Source organism: Paraconexibacter sp., from assembly GCF_059438195.1.
Genome location: NZ_JBLKKY010000009.1, coordinates 1 through 17,113, shown reverse-complemented (window position 1 = coordinate 17,113; position 17,113 = coordinate 1). Strand labels below are relative to the sequence as shown.

Sequence of the window (17,113 nt, the reverse complement as noted above, 5' to 3'; positions counted from 1 at the left end):
GGTCGGGAGTCGGACCGCGCCGCCCGTGCGATCGATTCAGGACGGGTTCGTGAATCGCCGCGGCCGGAGACCGGGTCGCATCCGTGGACCCCACCGAGGAGACCGACTCATGCCGAAGGCCGCCATCATCCTGCTCGCCGACTCCGAGACCCCGGAAGGAACGGGCCGGATGGCGAACGCGCTCACGACCGCGAAGGAGTTCAAGGAAGCCGGCGACGAGGCGATCGTCGTCTTCGACGGCGCCGGAACCCGCTGGGTGCCCGTGCTGATGGACGAGGACCAGAAGTACCACCGCCTTCTCGCGGATGTTCGCGACCGCGTCCGGGGCGCCTGCGTCTACTGCGCGCGGGCCTACGGCGTCAAGGAGGAGATCGAGGAGGCGGGAATCCCCCTGCTCGACGAGTACAAGGGCCACCCGAGCATCCGCGATCTCATGGCCGACGGGTACGAGATCCTCACGTTCTGAGGTGACTTGCCGGTCGCCGGGAGCACGGATGCGGTCCGCGCGTTCCCTCGGATCGACCTGCCCGCCAGCGGTCAGCCGTCCATCGCCGCGTATGCCGCAGCGACCCCTGCGCCGTAGACGAGGTGGTACGACAGCTCCATCGCCATGTCCTTCGCCGGGTACTTCCACGGCGGCTTGGAGAGGCCCATGGGCACGAGCTGCACGTACGACATCGCCCAGACCCCCGTCCCGAACGCGAGGGCGTCCTTGATCGCTCGGTCTTCCCTGGAGCCCTGCACGAGCCCGTAGACGGAGCCCCAGGCGGTCCCGTACCCCCAGTGCATCACGTGGGTGAGGAGGCCGATCCTGTCGGCGGAGACCTCCCGGTCGAAGACGCCGCCGAGGATCTTGCGCGCGACGTGCGCGGGGGCCGACGCCTGCTCCCAGGGGTCGCTCTCCGCCTGCACTCCGCCGGCGTCGGAACCGGGGTCGGAGTCGGCCTCAGCGCTCTGCAGCTTCACCGAGGCCTCCTGCCAGACGGTCATCGCCGCGGTGCCCGCGGCCCCCGCCGCCAGCCCGCGGAGAACCGCTCCGATCGGTGTGGGTCGTGACATGTCCTGCGCCTCCTCCGTCCGTCGGCGTTGACACGAACGCGCTGCCCGGCATGGACCTGCAGGAACACGCGCTCGCCGGTGTCGTCCCACCGGTGTGACCCCACGTCCGCGGGTGCGATTCACCGAGGGCGCGGCGGAGGGTGCCGGGCGACCAGCGCCGGCTGCGCTCGCGGCTCAGTGGTAGAGCCCGACGAGGAGGACGACGCCGACCGTCGACGCGAAGAACGCGAGCGACCAGAGGAACCGTCGGATCTCGTTGCGAGGACCGCGCATCACCGTGGGACCCCGGGCCGGAAGCGACGGTTCAGCGATCCACGCCGCGTGGCGATCGACCGGGCCGAGGCGCGGGTCTGAACCCTTCCCGACCGCAGCCGGGTCCGAGTCGAAGACGCACACCATCGAACCGACGAGGAGAGCTCGCATGGCAAGCCAGCGGCAGTCCGCCCCGACCACCTCCCATGGCCCCGACGGGCAGGCGCCGCCGACCGGCCGGTACCGGCTGGACGGAGAGGCGTCCCGCGCGTCCTTCCTCGTCAAGAAGATGGGCTTCTGGCCCGTCCGCGGACGCTTTCGCGCGTTGGACGGAACGATCGACCTCGACGCCCAGGGGCGGCCGATCGCCGCGCACCTCTCGATCGAGACCGCGAGCGTGAGCACCCGCATGCCCCCACGGGACGCCCACCTGCGGTCCTCCCAGTTCCTCGACGCGGCGCGCCATCCAGAGATCCGGTTCGACGCCCACGAGATCACGCCCGCGGACGACGGGAGCATGCGGATGCGGGGTCGGCTGTCGGTCCACGGGACGTCGCGAGAGGTCGTCGTCGACTGCACGATCCACCAGCACGACGACCACCTGCACGTGCACGCCGAGACGACGGTCGACCGCCACGACTTCGAGATCCGGCCGCCCCAGCCCTTCGAGATGATCGTCGGGGATGCCGCCGAGCTCGAGCTCGAGCTGACCGCGGTGCCGTCCCCCTGACGAGAACGTCTCGCTGATCGCCCGGAGCCCGCTTCTCGCGGGCCCGGAGCAGGTCTGACCACCACCGAGGCAGCGCATTCGCGCCGCGGCGGCGGCTCTCGGCGAGTCGCGCGGCGGCGGTGGCGACCGACGCACGTCGGCAACTGCCCCTGTTCCGAATCGCCCCTCGAAATTCGAATGGCCATTCGGTATCGTGAGAGAGGCATCATGAGCATGCACTTCGACCTCGACGACGAGACCGAGCTCCTGCGCCGCACCGTGCGCGAGTTCGCGGAGGGCGAGGTCGCCCCGGCGGCCGAGCACCTCGACAAGGAGAAGCTCTTCCCCTACGAGCTCGTGGAGAAGATGGGCGAGCTCGGGTGGATGGGCATCCCGTTCCCCGAGGAGGTCGGAGGCTCCGGCGGCAGCTCGCTGCAGTACGCGATCGCCGTCGAGGAGCTCGCGCGGATCGACTCGTCGGTCGCGATCACGATGTGCGCGCACACGTCGCTCGGCACGCAGCCGGTCTACCTCTTCGGCAACGACCAGCAGAAGCAGGAGCTGCTCCCCGACCTCTGCGCGGGGCGCAAGCTCGGGGCGTTCGGCCTCACCGAGCCCGAGGCGGGCTCCGACGCCGGCAACGTCCAGACGCGCGCCGCGCAGGAGAACGGCGACTTCGTCATCAACGGCGCGAAGCAGTTCATCACCAACGCGGGGACCGACATCTCCGGCCACGTCGCGATCACCGCCGTCACGGGCACGCACGACGACGGCTCGAAGGAGATCTCGAACATCATCGTCCCCAAGGACGCGCCCGGCTACGAGCAGGGCGAGCCCTACCGGAAGATGGGCTGGAACGCCTCGGACACGCGCCCGCTCACGTTCACGGACTGCCGGGTCCCGGAGGAGAACCTCCTCGGGCCGCGCGGCGCCGGCTTCAAGCAGTTCCTCCACATCCTCGACATCGGGCGCATCGGCGTCGCCGCGATGGGCGTCGGTCTCGCCCAGGGCGCCCTCGACGAGGCGCTCGCCTACGCGAACGAGCGCAAGGCGTTCGGCAGGTCGATCTCGAAGTTCCAGACGATCCAGGCGAAGCTCGCGGACATCGCGACCGAGATCGAGGGGGCGCGCCTCCTCACCTACAAGGCCGCCTGGGAGAAGGACCAGGGGCGCAACTTCACGCTCACCGCCGCGCAGGCGAAGCTGAAGACCGGCCGCCTCGCGGTCCGCGCCGCGGAGGAGGCCGTCCAGATCCACGGCGGCTACGGCTACATCGAGGAGTACCCGGTGTGCCGCATGTACCGCGACGCGAAGATCCTCACGATCGGCGAGGGCACCGACGAGGTCCAGCAGATGGTCATCGCTCGCGCCCTCGGCGCGTGACCTGAGAGGGTCCCGCCATGCCGGTCGAGGTCGTCCTCATCGCGAACCGCGGCGAGATCGCCGCGCGGATCGCCCGCACCGTCCACGCGACGGGGCGCCGCAGCGTCGCCGTCTTCACCGACGCCGACGCCGGGGCGCCGCACGTGCAGGCCTGCGACGCCGCGGTGCGCATCGGCTCGTACCTCGACGCCGAGGAGATCCTGCGCGCCGCCGCGCTCAGCGACGCCGACTCGGTCCACCCCGGCTACGGCTTCCTCAGCGAGAACGCCGCGTTCGCGCAGGCGGTCGTCGACGCCGGCCTCACCTGGATCGGCCCGCCGGCCGGCGCGATCGAGCTCATGGGCGACAAGGGCCGCGCGAAGGAGGCGGCCTCGGCCGCCGGCGTGCCGGTCGTCCCCGAGGGGACGGAGGGCGGCTTCCCCGTCGTCGTGAAGGCGGTCGCCGGCGGGGGCGGCAAGGGCATGCGCGTCGTGCAGGCGGAGGGCGAGCTCGAGGAGGCGACGGCGGCGGCGCAGCGCGAGGCGAAGGCCGCGTTCGGCGACGACCGGGTCATCATCGAGCGCTACCTCGAGCGCCCCCGCCACATCGAGGTGCAGGTGCTCGCCGACGCGCACGGCACCGTGCTCCACGTCGGCGAGCGCGAGTGCTCGCTGCAGCGCCGCCACCAGAAGGTCGTCGAGGAGGCGCCCTCCCCCGTCGTCGACGAGGCGATGCGCGCGGAGATGGGCGAGGCCGCGGTCGCGCTCGCGCGCGCCTGCGACTACACGGGCGCAGGCACCGTCGAGTTCATCGCGCCCGCCGACGGCTCCGAGTTCTTCTTCCTCGAGATGAACACGCGGCTGCAGGTCGAGCACCCCGTCACCGAGCTCGTCTACGGGGTCGACCTCGTCGAGCAGCAGCTCCGGGTCGCGTCGGGCGAGCGGCTCGCGCTCGCCCAGGACGAGCTCGTGCCCCGCGGGCACGCGATCGAGGCGCGCCTGTACGCCGAGGACCCGGCCGCGGGCTTCCTCCCGGCGACCGGCGTGCTGCGCCGCTGGCGCGAGCCCTCCGGCGACGGAGTCCGCGTCGACTCCGGCGTCCGCGAGGGCGTCGAGGTCGGCACCGCGTTCGACCCGATGCTCGCGAAGGTCATCGCGCACGGCCCCGACCGGGCGACCGCGATCGGCCGGCTCGACCGAGCGCTCAGCGGCCTCGAGGTGCTCGGCGTGACGACGAACGCCGCCTTCACGCGGGCGCTCCTGCGCCGCGAGGACGTCCGCGACGGCGTGCAGGACACCGGGCTCCTCGAGCGCGTCCTCGCGAGCGACGACGACGAGGCGACGACCGTCCCCGCCGACCTCCTCCCCGCCGCCGCCGTCGCTGCCGCGGGGAGCGCGCACCCCGAGGGCCTCTGGTGGCGCCACGTCGACGAGGGCGAGATCCACGTCGACGACGGACGCGTCGTCGTGGGCGAGCACGCGTGGGAGGCCGAGCTCATCCGCGATCTCGGTGACGGCGACGTCCTCGTCGAGATCGACGGGGTGACGCGGCGCTACGCGACCTGGTGGGACGAGGACCTGCTGCTCGCCGCGCGCGACGGCTACCAGCTCGCCACCCGGACGGTGCGGGCCGACCGGTCCGGCTCGTCGCTGCCGGCCGGGTCGCTCGAGGCCCCGATGCCGGGGACCGTGTTGCAGGTGCGCGTCGCCGACGGCGACAGCGTCGAGGAAGGAGACGTGCTGCTCGTGCTCGAGTCGATGAAGATGGAGCTGCAGATCACCGCGCCCTGGCCCGGGACGGTCGAGGGCCTCTCGCTGCGCGAGGGCGACAAGGTCGCCGTCAAGCAGCCGCTCGTCGCGGTGGTGGAGTCGTGAGCGCGCCCCGGGACGGGCACCTCGAGCTCTCCGCCGAGCTGCGCGAGCGCCTCGCGCGGGCACGTGCGGGCGGCGGCGAGAAGGCCCGTGAGCGCCACGTCTCGCGCGGCAAGCTCCTCGCCCGCGACCGCGTGCGACGACTCTCCGATCCGGGCGCGCCCTTCTTCGAGCTCTCGCCGCTCGCCGCCGAGGAGATGTACGACGGCGGGGCGCCGAGCGCGGGCGTCGTCACCGGGATCGCGACCGTCCAGGGCCGCCAGGTCGTCGTCGTCGCCAACGACGCCACGGTGAAGGGCGGCACCTACTACCCGATCACGGTGAAGAAGCACCTCCGGGCCCAGGAGGTCGCGCTCAAGAACCGGCTGCCCTGCATCTACCTCGTCGACTCGGGCGGGGCGTTCCTCCCGGCGCAGGACGAGGTCTTCCCCGACCGCGAGCACTTCGGTCGCATCTTCTTCAACCAGGCGACGATGTCCGAGGTCGCGATCCCGCAGATCGCGTGCGTCATGGGCTCGTGCACCGCCGGCGGCGCCTACGTCCCGGCGATGAGCGACGAGACGGTCATCGTGCGCGAGCAGGGGACGATCTTCCTCGGCGGACCGCCGCTCGTGAAGGCGGCGACCGGCGAGGAGGTGACCGCGGAGGAGCTCGGCGGTGGCGACGTCCACGCGCGCACGAGCGGCGTCGTCGACCACCTCGCCGACGACGACGAGCACGCGCTCGAGATCGTCCGCGGGATCGTCGACACCCTGCCGCCGGCCCCGGCGCCCCCGTGGGAGCGGCGCGAGTCGCGGCCCCCGGGGCGGGACCCCGACGAGATCTTCGACATCGTCCCGCTCGACGGCCGCACGCCCTACGACGTGCGCGACGTGCTGCGGTGCGTCGTCGACGGCGGCGAGCTGCAGGAGTTCAAGCAGCTCTACGGCGAGACGCTCGTCTGCGCCTTCGCGCACGTCGACGGCCACCCGGTCGGCATCCTCGCCAACAACGGGATCCTCTTCAGCGAGTCCGCGCTCAAGGGCGCGCACTTCATCGAGCTGTGCGACCGCCGCGGCATCCCGCTGCTCTTCTTCCAGAACATCACCGGCTTCATGGTCGGCAAGGACTACGAGGCGGGCGGGATCGCGAAGGACGGCGCGAAGCTCGTCACCGCCGTGTCGTGCGCGCGGGTCCCGAAGATCACGACGATCATCGGCGGCTCCTACGGCGCCGGCAACTACGGCATGTGCGGTCGCGCGTACTCGCCGCGGTTCCTCTTCATGTGGCCGAACGCGCGGATCAGCGTCATGGGCGGCGAGCAGGCCGGCGTCGTCATGACCGAGGTCGGCCAGCCCGAGGTCGGCGAGCAGCTCCGCGAGCAGTACGAGCACCAGGGGAAGCCGTGGTACTCGACCGCCCGCGTGTGGGACGACGGCGTCATCGACCCGCGCGAGACGCGGACGGTGCTCTCGCGCGCGCTCACCGCCTGCGGCCACGCCCCGCTCGGCGACCCGGGCTTCGGCATCTTCCGGATGTAGGCGGTCCGGCGCAGCGGGGCCGGCCCGCCGGCCCCGCCCCCGCCGGTCAGAAGGCGCCGAGGAGCAGCGGCGCGACCTGCTTCTTGCGGCTCATCACGCCGGGCATGTGGACGACGCCGTCGACGACGTCCTGCGGGAGCGCGCGCTCGACGGGCGCGGTGTCGCCGGCGAGGAGGAGCCGCGTCTCCTGGGCGACGATGTCGGTGAGCATGAGGGCGCGCAGGACGTGCCCCTCGGCCTTCTGGGCCTCGCGGAGGGCGTCGAGCAGCTCGGGGATGCGGTCGTCGAGGACGCTGCCGACGACCTCGAGCTGGGAGATGACCATCGTGCCCGAGGTGAGCTCGTAGCCCTTCGCGTCCTGTCGCACGAGCTGCTCGGCGGAGGCCTCGCGGACGTCGGAGCCGTTCTCGAACATCTCGCGCCCGAACGTCTCGAGGTCGAGGCCGACGAGCTCCGCGAGGTAGACGGCGGCCTCGCGGTCGCGGGACGTCATCGTCGGCGAGGTGAGGATGACGGTGTCGGAGAGGATCCCGCCGAGGAGCAGGGTGCCCGCGGCGGCGGACGGGGCCTCGCCGGCGCGGCGGAAGCGCTCGACGACGAGCGTCGACGTCGACCCGACCGGGTCGAACGTCGCCCGGACCGGGAGCCGCGTCTCGATCGAGCCGATGTGGTGGTGGTCGAGGATCTCGACGATGTGCGCCTGCTCGACGCCCGGCACGCTCTGGGCCATCTCGGCGTGGTCGACGAGGATGACGTCGCGCGGCGTCGGGTTCACGAGATCCGAGCGGGTGACGAGGCCCTCGGGCCGACCGCGGTGGTCGACGCAGACGGCGGCCCGGTAGTGGACGTCCTTGATGAGCTCGGTGACGTCCGTGACGAGGTCGTCCCCGCCCACCTGCAGCGGCTCGCGGTCCATGAGGACGCTGCACGGCGCGGAGAGCGTCGTCATGCGGCCGCACACGTAGCTGTCGAGCGGCGAGCTGATGACGCCCGTCCCCCGCGCGCGGGCCTCCTCGAGGATGGCCTCCTCGGGAGAGACGCCGTTGGAGACGATGAGCAGCGCGACGCCCGCCTCGAGCGCGCGCCGCTGCGCGTCCTCCCGGTTCCCGACGACGACGACGTCGCCGGCGCCGATCCCGCTGTCGGCCCAGCGCGAGTCCATCGCGAAGACCCAGACGCGCCCGGACACGAGCGGCCCGTCGCTCACGAGGATCTCGCCCTCGACCGCCGAGGCGATCGCGTCGACCCGGGTGGGGGTGTCGACGAGGGTCGAGGCCTCGCGCGACTCGCGGATGTACCGGCGGGCGAGCGCCCGCTCGGTGAGGACGCCGACGAGTCGCTTCTCGTCGTCGACGATCGGCACGACGTCGAGGCGGCGCTGCGCCATCGCGAGGCCCACGTCGCGCACCGAGTCGTCGCTGCCGGCGACGTAGAAGTCGCGCTGCATGACGTCGCGCACCCGCAGCATCACGTGCTCGAGCAGGTCCGGCTCTCTCGCGCCCGCTCTCTCGAGCACCCACCGCGACTGCGCGTTCAGGTCTCCGAGGCGGACGGGCTCGTAGGTGTGCGCGTCGTCGAGACGCGCGCAGAGCTCGGCGTAGGCGACGGCTGAGGCGATGGAGTCGGTATCGGGGTTGCGGTGGCCGCTGACGTAGATCGTCGACATGTGCGGGCGGGATCATCGCGAACTGCGCGCGCGGACCGGGTGCTCCCCGGCAGAGGTGACGGCCAGGATGCAGGCGGAGGCGTGGGCGGCGGGCCACCGTGCTGCTCGCGGGCCTTGCGGAGAACCCCTGAGGGTGCATCCGCGGTCCTCCCCGATGCGCCGCACGGGTCGCGGTTCCACGCTGCGGGTTCCACGCTGCGACGGGAGGCGCCTCCGACGAGGAACCGAGGTGACCTCGATGACCGCGACAGGCATGGAGCAGCAGTCCCGGACCCGGCGTGAGAACTGGGAGATCGGATGGCGCTGGCTGCGCGGCGGCGATCCGTCGCTCGTCAACCGCCTCCGCGACGGCATACGGCTCGCGGCGGTGATCGTCACCGGTCGCTGGTCGCGGCGCCCGGTGCGGCCCCTCGGCGACGAGGCTCGCCGGCCGCTGCCCGGCGACGAGATCGTGCCGGCGAAGGTCCAGTGGACCAACGGCATCACGATCCACGGCCGGCCGAGCGACATCTGGCCGTGGCTCGTCCAGGCGGGGTGCAGGCGCGCCGGCGTCTACAGCTACGACGGTCTCGACAACGGCGGCGTCCCGAGCGCCGACCGGATCGTCCCCGAGTTCCAGCACCTCGAGGTCGGGGACGTCCTTCCATGGACGCCGACAGCGGACGACGGCTTCATCGTCCGCGGCATCGAGCCCGAGCGTGCGCTCGTCCTCGGCGAAGAGACGGGCTCCATGAGCTGGACCTTCGTCCTCGAGCCGATCGACGAGACCCGCACGCGCCTCCTCACCCGGGTGCGGGGGTGGCACGAGAGCCTCGCCGCGCGCCTGATGCTCGAGCTCGTCTGGCACCCGATCCACTTCGGCATGCAGCGCCGGCAGCTCCTCAACATCCGGAAGCGCGTGCAGGCCCGCGCGCGCTGACCCGCAGAGCGGCGCGGGCGGGCGGAGCTGCACGCCCTCGCCACTACCCTTCCCCCATGACCCGCCGGTGGATCCAGGCGTGGCTCGGCGGCGCCGGCATCGGCGTCGCCAACGGGATCGCGCGCGAGAAGGTGCTCGGGCAGGGCATGCCCGAGCCCGTGCGCCACCAGGTCTCGACGGCGACCGCGATCGGGGCGTTCGCGCTCTACTTCCGCGTGCTGCAGCGGCGCTGGCCGCTGCGCTCGGACGGGGAGGCGCTCCGTGTCGGATCGGCGTGGCTCGTCCTCACCGTCGCGTTCGAGTTCACGCTCGGGCGGGTCGTCGGGAAGCTCTCCTGGGACGAGATGCTCGCCGACTACGACATCCGGCGCGGGCGGACGTGGCCGCTCGTGCTCCTGTGGCTCACGGCCGGGCCCGCCGTGACGCGGCGCCGAGCGTCGCGATCCGCAGCACCCCGATCGTGAGGACGAGCACGCCCGTCACGAGCAGGACGAGCGTGAGGTCCGGCGCCCACAGCCAGCTCGCCGACCAGCCCACGGTCATCGCCGGGGCGAGCGCGATGACGATGCCGCCGAGGACGAGCGCAGCCGCGGAGGCCGACCGTCGCCGCCGATGCCCCTCCGGCGCCTCGGCGGCGCGCAGCCGCCGGACCGCGCGCACGAGGGCGACGGCGAGGAGCGCGAGCACGATGAGCACGATCGCGTCGAACACCGCGTAGAACGTCGTCGCGCTCGTCCCTCCCACCTCCTCGCCGAGGAGGACGTCGACCGCGGTCGCGCCGAGCCGGTCGGGCACGCTCGGATTGCCCGGGAGGGGGAGCTCGTTGCTCACGTTCGTCATCACCGCGACGGCGACGCCCTCGCGGTGGACGACCGCGAGCATCGAGCTCGAGTCCGGGGTGTTGCCCGGATGGAAGACGACCGGCGCGTCCCACGGCCCGCCGACGAACCACCCCATCGCGTAGCGCGCCTCGGCCCCCTCCGCCCACGGCCCGAGCTCGGCGTCGCGGCCGGGCGCCATGAGCTCGCGGAGGCCGCGCGTCGAGACGATCCGCTCGCCGTCGACGACGCCTTCGGTGAGGAACAGCCTGGCGAAGCGCGCCATGTCCCGCGCCGTGGAGACGTAGTAGCCCGCGGCCTGCAGCCCGGGGCGGAAGGTCGGTCCGTGCCAGCGTGGGATCCCGAACCAGTAGCGCGAGCCCGTGGCGACGCCGTCGGGGAGCGCCGTCGCGGTCCGCGTCATGCCGAGCGGCTCGAAGACGCGGCGCTCCATGTGGTCGGCGAACCGCATCCCCGATGCCCGCTCGACGACGAGCCCGGCGAGGACGAAGTTGACGTTGGAGTAGTGGAACTCGGCCCCCGGCTCGCTCACGAGCGACTCGTCCGACACCTCGGCGACCGCCTCGAGCGGCGTGCCGTCCTGTGCGGAGGCGAGGACGGGCCCTCCCGCGCCGGCGGGGATCCCGCTCGTGTGCCGCACGACGTGGCGCACGGTGATCGCGTCGGCGGCGTCGGCGTCGGCGAGGCGCAGCTCGGGGACGTAGCGCCGCACCGGCGCGTCGAGGTCGACGCTGCCGTCGTCGGCGAGCTGCATCACCGCGAGCGCGGTGAACGCCTTGCCGCTCGACCCCGTGACGAACGGCGTGTCGGCCGTGACGGCGCGCCCGTCCTCGTCCGCCTCGCCGAAGCCGGCGCCGTGGATGACGCCGTCCGCGGTCGCGACCGCGACCGACAGCCCGGGGACGTCGCTCGCGTCCCGGCGGTCGTCGAGCACCTCGTCGAGCTCGGCGAGGAGCGCCGGCGTCGGCGGCGAGGGCTCATGGGCGAGGGCGGCCGCCGGCGCGGCGACGGTGAGCGCGGCGCAGAGCGCGAGGAGGGCGGAACGCACGCGGCCATCTCATCACCCGCTCGCCGGCGATCCATCCGCATCAAGCCGCATCACCGGACGTGGTTCGCCCGGGTGCGCGGGGCCCCGCCGGACACCGGCTCGCCGCCCTGACGCCGAGAGATGGCGTTCGACTCCGCGGCCGCGGCATCATGGGGGCATGGAACCTGCCGCGTGCCTCGCCGACTGGGCCGCCTGCGCCGTCCGCGGCGCGACGGAGCCCGCCGCGCGCGCCGCCGCCGCCGTCGCGGACTCGCTCGAGGGACGCGTCGCCTGGCTCGGCACCGCGGGCCACGTCCTCGACTTCGACGACACCTACCTCCCGGGGCTCGCGCACCTCAGCGCCCCCGTCGCGCCCGCGGCCGTCGCGGTCGCGGCCGACGCCGAGGCGGACGTCGCTGCGATGCTCGACGCCTACCGCGAGGGCGTCGAGGCGATGGGCGCCCTCGCCCGCGCCTCGCACCCGGCGCTCTACGACGGCGGCTGGCACCCGACCGCGGTGACGGGCGTCGTGGGCGCCGCGGTCGCCGCCGCGCGGCTCCTCGGCGCCGACACGCGGACCGCCTCCGCCCTGGCGCTTCTCCGCGCGGGGGGACTGCGGGCGGCGTTCGGGTCCGACGGCAAGTCGCTGCAGGTGGGCCTCGCCGCCGCCGCGGGCGTCCGCGCCGCGCGGCTCGCCGCCGCCGGGGCGCAGGTCGACGCCGCGCGCATCGAGACGGGTCCGGCGGGCTTCGAGGAGGCCTTCGCCGCCACGTTCGCCGCTCCGGGCGGCGGGCAGGCGCCGTCGGCCTTCGAGGAGATGTGGATCAAGGCGTACCCGTGCTGCCTCCAGACGCACGGAGCGATCGAGGGCGCCCTCGTCGCCCGCGAGTCGGCCGCCGTCGCGGCCGGGGAAGCGCTCACGGTCGTCGTCCATCCGGTGTCGCGGCGGGCCGCGGCGCTCGACGACGTGACGACCGGCCTCGAGGCGAAGTTCTCGATCCCGTACCTCGCGGCCTTCGCGCTGCGGCGCGGCGTCCCCGGCCTCGCGGCCTTCGACGACGTCGACGACGAGGTCCGCGCCGATGCCCGCAAGGTCGTCGTCGAGACCGACGACGGTCTCCTGGAGTCCGAGGCGCGCATGTTCGACGCGAGCGGGCGCGAGGTCGCGCGCGTCGAGGCCGCGCTCGGCTCGCCGCAGCGGCCGCTCGACGCCCCGGCGCTCGCCGCGAAGGTGCGCGAGCTCTCGGGCGGACGCGTCGACGGTCTCCTGGACGATCCGTCGCGTCCGGCCGCCGACGTCCTCACATCGGTGTCGAGCGCGAGCGTGACGGGAACTACACAAACGTAGGTACATATCTGTACCTTCCGTCCTGTCGCGTACGACACGAGGAGAAGCGAGATGACGGACGTCACGACCCCGCCCGCCGCAACGACGGGTCGCCCCCCGGCTCCCGACCCCGCGACGGCGCCTCTGCCCCCCGGCCCCCGGGGCCGCGCCGTCGGACGCTGGCTGCTGCGCATCCGGACCCAGGAGGGGCCGCTCGAGTTCCTCGAGGAGATGGGCCGCCGCTACGGCGACGTCGCGCTCCTCGACACGCCGAAGCAGAAGGTCGTCGTCGTCCGCGGTCCGGAGGCGGTGCGCCACGTCCTCGTCGCCAACCAGGACAACTACGAGAAGTCCAACCAGTACGAGCTGCTCGAGCCGGTCCTCGGCAAGGGCCTCGTGACGAGCGAGGGCGAGCTGTGGCAGCGCCAGCGCCGGCTCGTCCAGCCGATGTTCGCGAAGCGCCACCTCGTCCCCTTCGCCGACCACATGGCCGCCGCCGCCTCTGACGCCCTCGACGAGTGGGAGGCGACATGGGCGGACGGCCGCACCGTCGAGGTGAGCGAGGAGATCCTCCACATCGGCCTCGACACCGTCGGCCGCGCCCTCGTCGGCCACGACTTCAGCGACCACGCGAGCGCGTTCGGCCAGGCGCTCGGCAGCGTCCTCCACGAGGCGGGGGCGGTCGGCCGGTCGGCGAGCGTCACCATCGGGCAGTACGCCCCGGGCATGGACATCCAGACCGCCGCGAAGGTGACGAACCCGCGCCGCTGGCGGCGCGGCATGCAGAGCGCCGGCGTCCTCACCGGCATCGGCCGCGCGATCATCGACGACCGCCTGCAGAACGGGCACGGCGACCGCGACGACCTCCTGCGCCTCCTCATGGAGACCGAGGACGAGGAGACCGGGAAGGTGATGGACCGCGAGCAGGTCCTCGACGAGCTCATGACGTTCGTCGCCGCCGGCCACGAGACGACCGCTCACGGCCTCGCGTGGATGACCTACCTCCTGTCGCAGAACCCGTGGGCGCGCGAGCGCCTCGAGGAGGAGGTCGACGAGGTCCTCGGCGGCCGTCCCCCGACGGCCGAGGACGTCGACCGGCTCCCGTGGACCACCGCCTGCTTCCAGGAGGCGATGCGCATCGTCCCGCCCGTCTGGCACGTCCAGCGCGTGCCGGTCGAAGACGACGTCATCGGCGGCTACCGCGTCTGCGCGGGCACGCTCGTCCTGGTCTCGATCTGGTCGACCCACCACGACCCGAAGGTCTGGCCGAACCCGTCCGGCTACGACCCGCGCCGCTGGATCGGCGACGCGGCGAAGGAGATCCCGCGCTTCGCGTTCCTCCCGTTCGGCGGCGGTCGTCGCATCTGCGTCGGCCAGGGCTTCGCGATGATGAACGCGACGATCCTCGCGGCGATGATCGCCCAGCGCTACCGCTTCGACTTCGTCCCGGGCTCGAAGATCGTCTTCGACCCGACGGTGACGGTCCGCCCGCTGCACGGCATCCCGATGCAGGCCCGCAAGCGCGAGGGCGCGCCGGCGGTGACGCGGGGCTGAGCGCACTGCCGCGCGGCGAGAACTCGGATCGTGTCGCCCACGGGCACGATTCGAGTTCTCGGCGCCCGGGCACTCGGGGGTCATGCGCTTCGCCCTCTTCGCCTCCGCGCTCCTCGTCGGCATCTCGCTCCTCCTCCCGTCCGCGGTCCGCGCGCAGACCGTCCTCCCGCTCGACCGCTCGACCGAGGTGCGCGAGCACGCGGGCATCGCGCTGTTCTCGCGCTGGGACGGCTCCGCCTACCGGCTCGCCGTCTACCGCGACGGGGTCCTCGCCGACCTCCCGCAGGTCCCGGCGCAGGCGACGCGCTTCGACTTCGACATCGGATCGAACTCGAAGGGCGAGCCGCAGGCGATCGTCTCGCTCTGCCGCGGCTCGTGCGACCTCTACGTCCTCGACCTCGAACCCGGCGCCGACCTGCGCCCGGTCAACAACGCGAACACGCGCGGCCACGACGAGCGGGCCCCGAGCGTGTGGCGCGGTCGCATCGCGTTCGCCCGCCGCTACGCCGACAAGGACGTGCCCTACACGAAGGAGCTCATCGCACCGCGCTCCCGGCCCTCGGACCGCCTCGCGGACCTCCCCGACGATCGCTGCATCGCGATCGACCCGCCGACGTGCCGGGCGATCGAGGACGCGCGCATCTCGTCGCTCGAGCTGTGGGGCCGCTGGGTCGGCCAGACGTGGACCTACTCGGTCGACAGCTCCCCCGGGTTCGGCCAGAACGAGGTCCGCCTCACCACGATCGACCGGACGAGGACGCGGCAGGTCCAGTTCTTCACCAGCGGCATCGGCGGCCAGGGGACGACCGCGACGTCGTTCGCGGACGGCGCGATGGCGTGGTACGTCACCTGCTTCGGCGATCCCGGCGGCTGCACGACGCGCGGCCTCGGCGGCGCATATCGCTACCGCATCTCCTCCGGCGACTACGCGCGCGCCTTCGACCGCTCGCAGCTCCTCGGCTGGGCGTGGGACGGCGAGCTGCAGTGGCGCTCCCTCTCGACCGAGTCGCTCGGAGGGTGCGAGCCGAACCCGCCGCAGCCGCCGGCCGAGCAGATCTGCCCGCTCACGATCACGACCGAGCCCGACTTCGAGCGCATCGAGGCGCCCGAGCCGCAGGAGTGATGCGCCCGCGCCGCGCGCTGCTCGTCCTCCTCGCGGCTGGTGTGACCCTCGCGACGTCGGCCATCGCCTCCGCGCAGACGATCCTCCCCCTCACGCGCTCGACGGAGGTGCGCGAGCACGCGGGCGTCGCGCTGTTCTCGCGCTGGGACGGTTCGGCCTTCCGGCTCGCCGTCCATCGCGACGGGATGCTCGCCGACCTCCCGCAGGTCCCACCGCAGGCGACGCGCTTCGACGCCGACGTCGGCTCGAACTCCAACGGCGAGCCCCAGGCGATCATGTCGCTCTGCCGCGGCTCATGCGACCTCTACGTCCTCGACCTCCGATCCGGTGCCGACCTGCGCCCGGTCGACAACGCGAACACGCGCGGCCACGACGAGCACTCGCCCACCGTCTGGCGCGGACGCGTCGCCTTCGCACGCCGCTACGACGAGAAGGACGTGCCGTACACGAAGGAGCTCATCGCACCGCGCTCCCGGCCCTCGGACCGCCTCGCGGACCTCCCCGACGAGCGCTGCGTCGCGCTCGAGGCCGATCCGTGCCGGCCCATCGAGCGGCCGACCGTCGGTGACCTCGAGCTCTGGGGCCGCTGGGTCGGCCAGACATGGACCTACCGGGTCGACAACTCCGCCGGGTTCGGCCAGAACGAGGTCCGCCTCACGACCGTCGACCGGACGCGCACGCGGCAGCTCCAGCACTTCACGAGCGGCCTCGGCGGCCAGGGCGCCCTCGCGCCGTCTTTCGCCGACGGCGGCGTCGCCTGGTACATCACGTGCTTCGGCGACCCCGGCGGATGCACGACGCGCGGCGTCGGCGGCGCCTACCGGCACCAGATCCGCACCGGCGCCTACGGACGCGCCGCCGGCTCGAGCCAGCTCGCCGGCTGGGCCTGGAACGGGCGGCGCCAGTGGCGCTCGCTCGCGACGGAGACGCTCGGCGGCTGCGAGCCGGAGCTTCCGCCCGACGAGGCACCAGCGGACGCCGAGTGCCCACTCGTCATCACGACCGAGCCCGACTTCGAGCGCATCGAGGCGCCCGAGCCGCAGCGCTGACGCGCCGCGGCCCGGGCGCACGCTGCCCCGGGCGACTCAGCGTCGCTTCGGCTCCGTCCAGCCGCCCGGGCGCGGTCGCGGCCCGCCGGGGACCCGCCTCTCGCGGCGCTCCAGCCCGTCGCCGGCGAGCGCGGCGGCGCGAGCACGCGCACGACGGGCGCGGTCACGGCGGAGCAGGTCACCGACACGGTCGATCTGACTCTTCTCGGTGGTGCGCATGGGGCTCTCTCTCCTGGGGCACGACGGCGGCTGCGTCCGATGCGCAGCGTCGCGGACCCCTTCCCCTGCCGAGCGTCCAAGGAGCTTGTCGCGACGACAGCGCGCGACGGACCTCGACCACCGACCGTACGCTCACAGCAAGGTCGAATCGTCAGGGTACCCACCCTGGGTTTAGCACCGACCGGCACGCCCGCCCTCACTCGGTCACGAGCGCCTTCGGCAGCTCGCCGCGACTCCTCACGCCGAGCTTCCGGTAGGCGCTGCGCAGGTGGGTCTCGACGGTCTTCGTCGTGAGGAAGAGGTCCTCGGCGATCTCGCGGTTCGTCCGCCCGGCGGCGGCGAGCGCGCACAGCTCGCGCTCGCGCGGCGTGAGGCCGGCGGGGCCGGTCGACCGCGCCCGCCGGGGGCGCCCCGCCGCGGCGCGCAGCTCCTGCTCCGCCCGGCGTGCGAGCGCATCCGCTCCGAGGCGATGCGCGATGTCGAGCGCCTCGCGCAGGGTGTCGCGCGCGGCAGGGAGCCGGTGGCGGCGGCGCTCGTCGCCGCCGAGCTCGCAGAGGACGCGCGCGCGCTCGAGGTGCGCGTCCGAGCCCGCGAGGACGTCGAGCGCCGCCCGGAGG

Annotated in this window: 15 protein-coding genes; 11 read left to right on the top strand and 4 right to left on the bottom strand. The window is 73.4% G+C overall.

Features of this window, described 5'->3' with window-relative positions; genetic code table 11:
• Positions 1-109: 109 nt before the first annotated feature.
• Positions 110-466, top strand: coding sequence for a DsrE family protein (locus tag ACME2J_RS04995; protein ID WP_495543775.1), 357 nt, complete (start codon positions 110-112; stop codon positions 464-466).
• Positions 467-537: 71 nt separating this feature from the next.
• Here the strand turns inward: ACME2J_RS04995 and ACME2J_RS04990 are convergent, their stop codons facing one another.
• Positions 538-1,059: a hypothetical protein gene (locus ACME2J_RS04990; RefSeq protein WP_495543774.1), complete on the bottom strand. Its 522-nt coding sequence runs from the start codon at positions 1,057-1,059 to the stop codon at positions 538-540.
• A gap of 421 nt (positions 1,060-1,480) precedes the next feature.
• Here ACME2J_RS04990 and ACME2J_RS04985 point away from each other — a divergent pair, with 421 nt between their 5' ends.
• The 4 genes from ACME2J_RS04985 (at position 1,481) to ACME2J_RS04970 (ending at position 6,773) form a co-directional block, all read left to right on the top strand.
• The gene (locus ACME2J_RS04985; protein WP_495543773.1) at positions 1,481-2,041 is read left to right on the top strand and encodes a YceI family protein; all 561 of its coding nucleotides are present in this window, start codon (positions 1,481-1,483) and stop codon (positions 2,039-2,041) included.
• A gap of 213 nt (positions 2,042-2,254) precedes the next feature.
• The gene (locus ACME2J_RS04980; RefSeq protein ID WP_495543848.1) at positions 2,255-3,403 is read left to right on the top strand and encodes an acyl-CoA dehydrogenase family protein; all 1,149 of its coding nucleotides are present in this window, start codon (positions 2,255-2,257) and stop codon (positions 3,401-3,403) included.
• 17 nt (positions 3,404-3,420) lie between these two features.
• On the top strand, positions 3,421-5,256 hold the full coding sequence (locus tag ACME2J_RS04975) for an acetyl/propionyl/methylcrotonyl-CoA carboxylase subunit alpha (RefSeq protein WP_495543772.1): 1,836 nt from the start codon (positions 3,421-3,423) through the stop codon (positions 5,254-5,256).
• On the top strand, positions 5,253-6,773 hold the full coding sequence (locus tag ACME2J_RS04970; RefSeq protein ID WP_495543771.1) for an acyl-CoA carboxylase subunit beta: 1,521 nt from the start codon (positions 5,253-5,255) through the stop codon (positions 6,771-6,773). Before ACME2J_RS04975 ends, ACME2J_RS04970 begins: the two co-directional genes overlap by 4 nt.
• Before the next feature lie 46 nt (positions 6,774-6,819).
• Here ACME2J_RS04970 and ACME2J_RS04965 read toward each other — a convergent pair whose 3' ends face one another.
• On the bottom strand, positions 6,820-8,439 hold the full coding sequence (locus ACME2J_RS04965) for a putative manganese-dependent inorganic diphosphatase (RefSeq protein WP_495543770.1): 1,620 nt from the start codon (positions 8,437-8,439) through the stop codon (positions 6,820-6,822).
• A gap of 238 nt (positions 8,440-8,677) precedes the next feature.
• Here ACME2J_RS04965 and ACME2J_RS04960 point away from each other — a divergent pair, with 238 nt between their 5' ends.
• A complete protein-coding gene (locus ACME2J_RS04960) occupies positions 8,678-9,358 on the top strand; it encodes a hypothetical protein (protein WP_495543769.1) in 681 nt (226 codons plus the stop codon).
• Positions 9,359-9,414: 56 nt separating this feature from the next.
• Positions 9,415-9,822, top strand: a complete 408-nt coding sequence (locus ACME2J_RS04955; protein WP_495543768.1) for a hypothetical protein — start codon at positions 9,415-9,417, stop codon at positions 9,820-9,822.
• Here ACME2J_RS04955 and ACME2J_RS04950 read toward each other — a convergent pair.
• Entirely contained in the window at positions 9,761-11,245 is a 1,485-nt protein-coding gene (locus tag ACME2J_RS04950; RefSeq protein WP_495543767.1) for a serine hydrolase domain-containing protein, read from the bottom strand. The genes ACME2J_RS04955 and ACME2J_RS04950 overlap by 62 nt on opposite strands.
• A gap of 157 nt (positions 11,246-11,402) precedes the next feature.
• Here ACME2J_RS04950 and ACME2J_RS04945 point away from each other — a divergent pair, with 157 nt between their 5' ends.
• The 4 genes from ACME2J_RS04945 (at position 11,403) to ACME2J_RS04930 (ending at position 16,277) form a co-directional block, all read left to right on the top strand.
• A complete protein-coding gene (locus tag ACME2J_RS04945; RefSeq protein WP_495543766.1) occupies positions 11,403-12,572 on the top strand; it encodes an MmgE/PrpD family protein in 1,170 nt (389 codons plus the stop codon).
• A gap of 51 nt (positions 12,573-12,623) precedes the next feature.
• On the top strand, positions 12,624-14,105 hold the full coding sequence (locus ACME2J_RS04940) for a cytochrome P450 (RefSeq protein ID WP_495543765.1): 1,482 nt from the start codon (positions 12,624-12,626) through the stop codon (positions 14,103-14,105).
• An 82-nt stretch (positions 14,106-14,187) separates the two neighbouring features.
• A complete protein-coding gene (locus ACME2J_RS04935; RefSeq protein ID WP_495543764.1) occupies positions 14,188-15,228 on the top strand; it encodes a hypothetical protein in 1,041 nt (346 codons plus the stop codon).
• Entirely contained in the window at positions 15,228-16,277 is a 1,050-nt protein-coding gene (locus ACME2J_RS04930; RefSeq protein ID WP_495543763.1) for a hypothetical protein, read from the top strand. The genes ACME2J_RS04935 and ACME2J_RS04930 overlap by 1 nt, the downstream gene beginning before the upstream one ends.
• Positions 16,278-16,692: 415 nt before the next feature.
• On the opposite strand, the gene ACME2J_RS04925 is transcribed toward ACME2J_RS04930, so the two are convergent.
• Positions 16,693-17,113 (bottom strand): helix-turn-helix transcriptional regulator (locus ACME2J_RS04925; protein ID WP_495543762.1); only part of this gene is annotated, 421 nt, incomplete at its 5' end.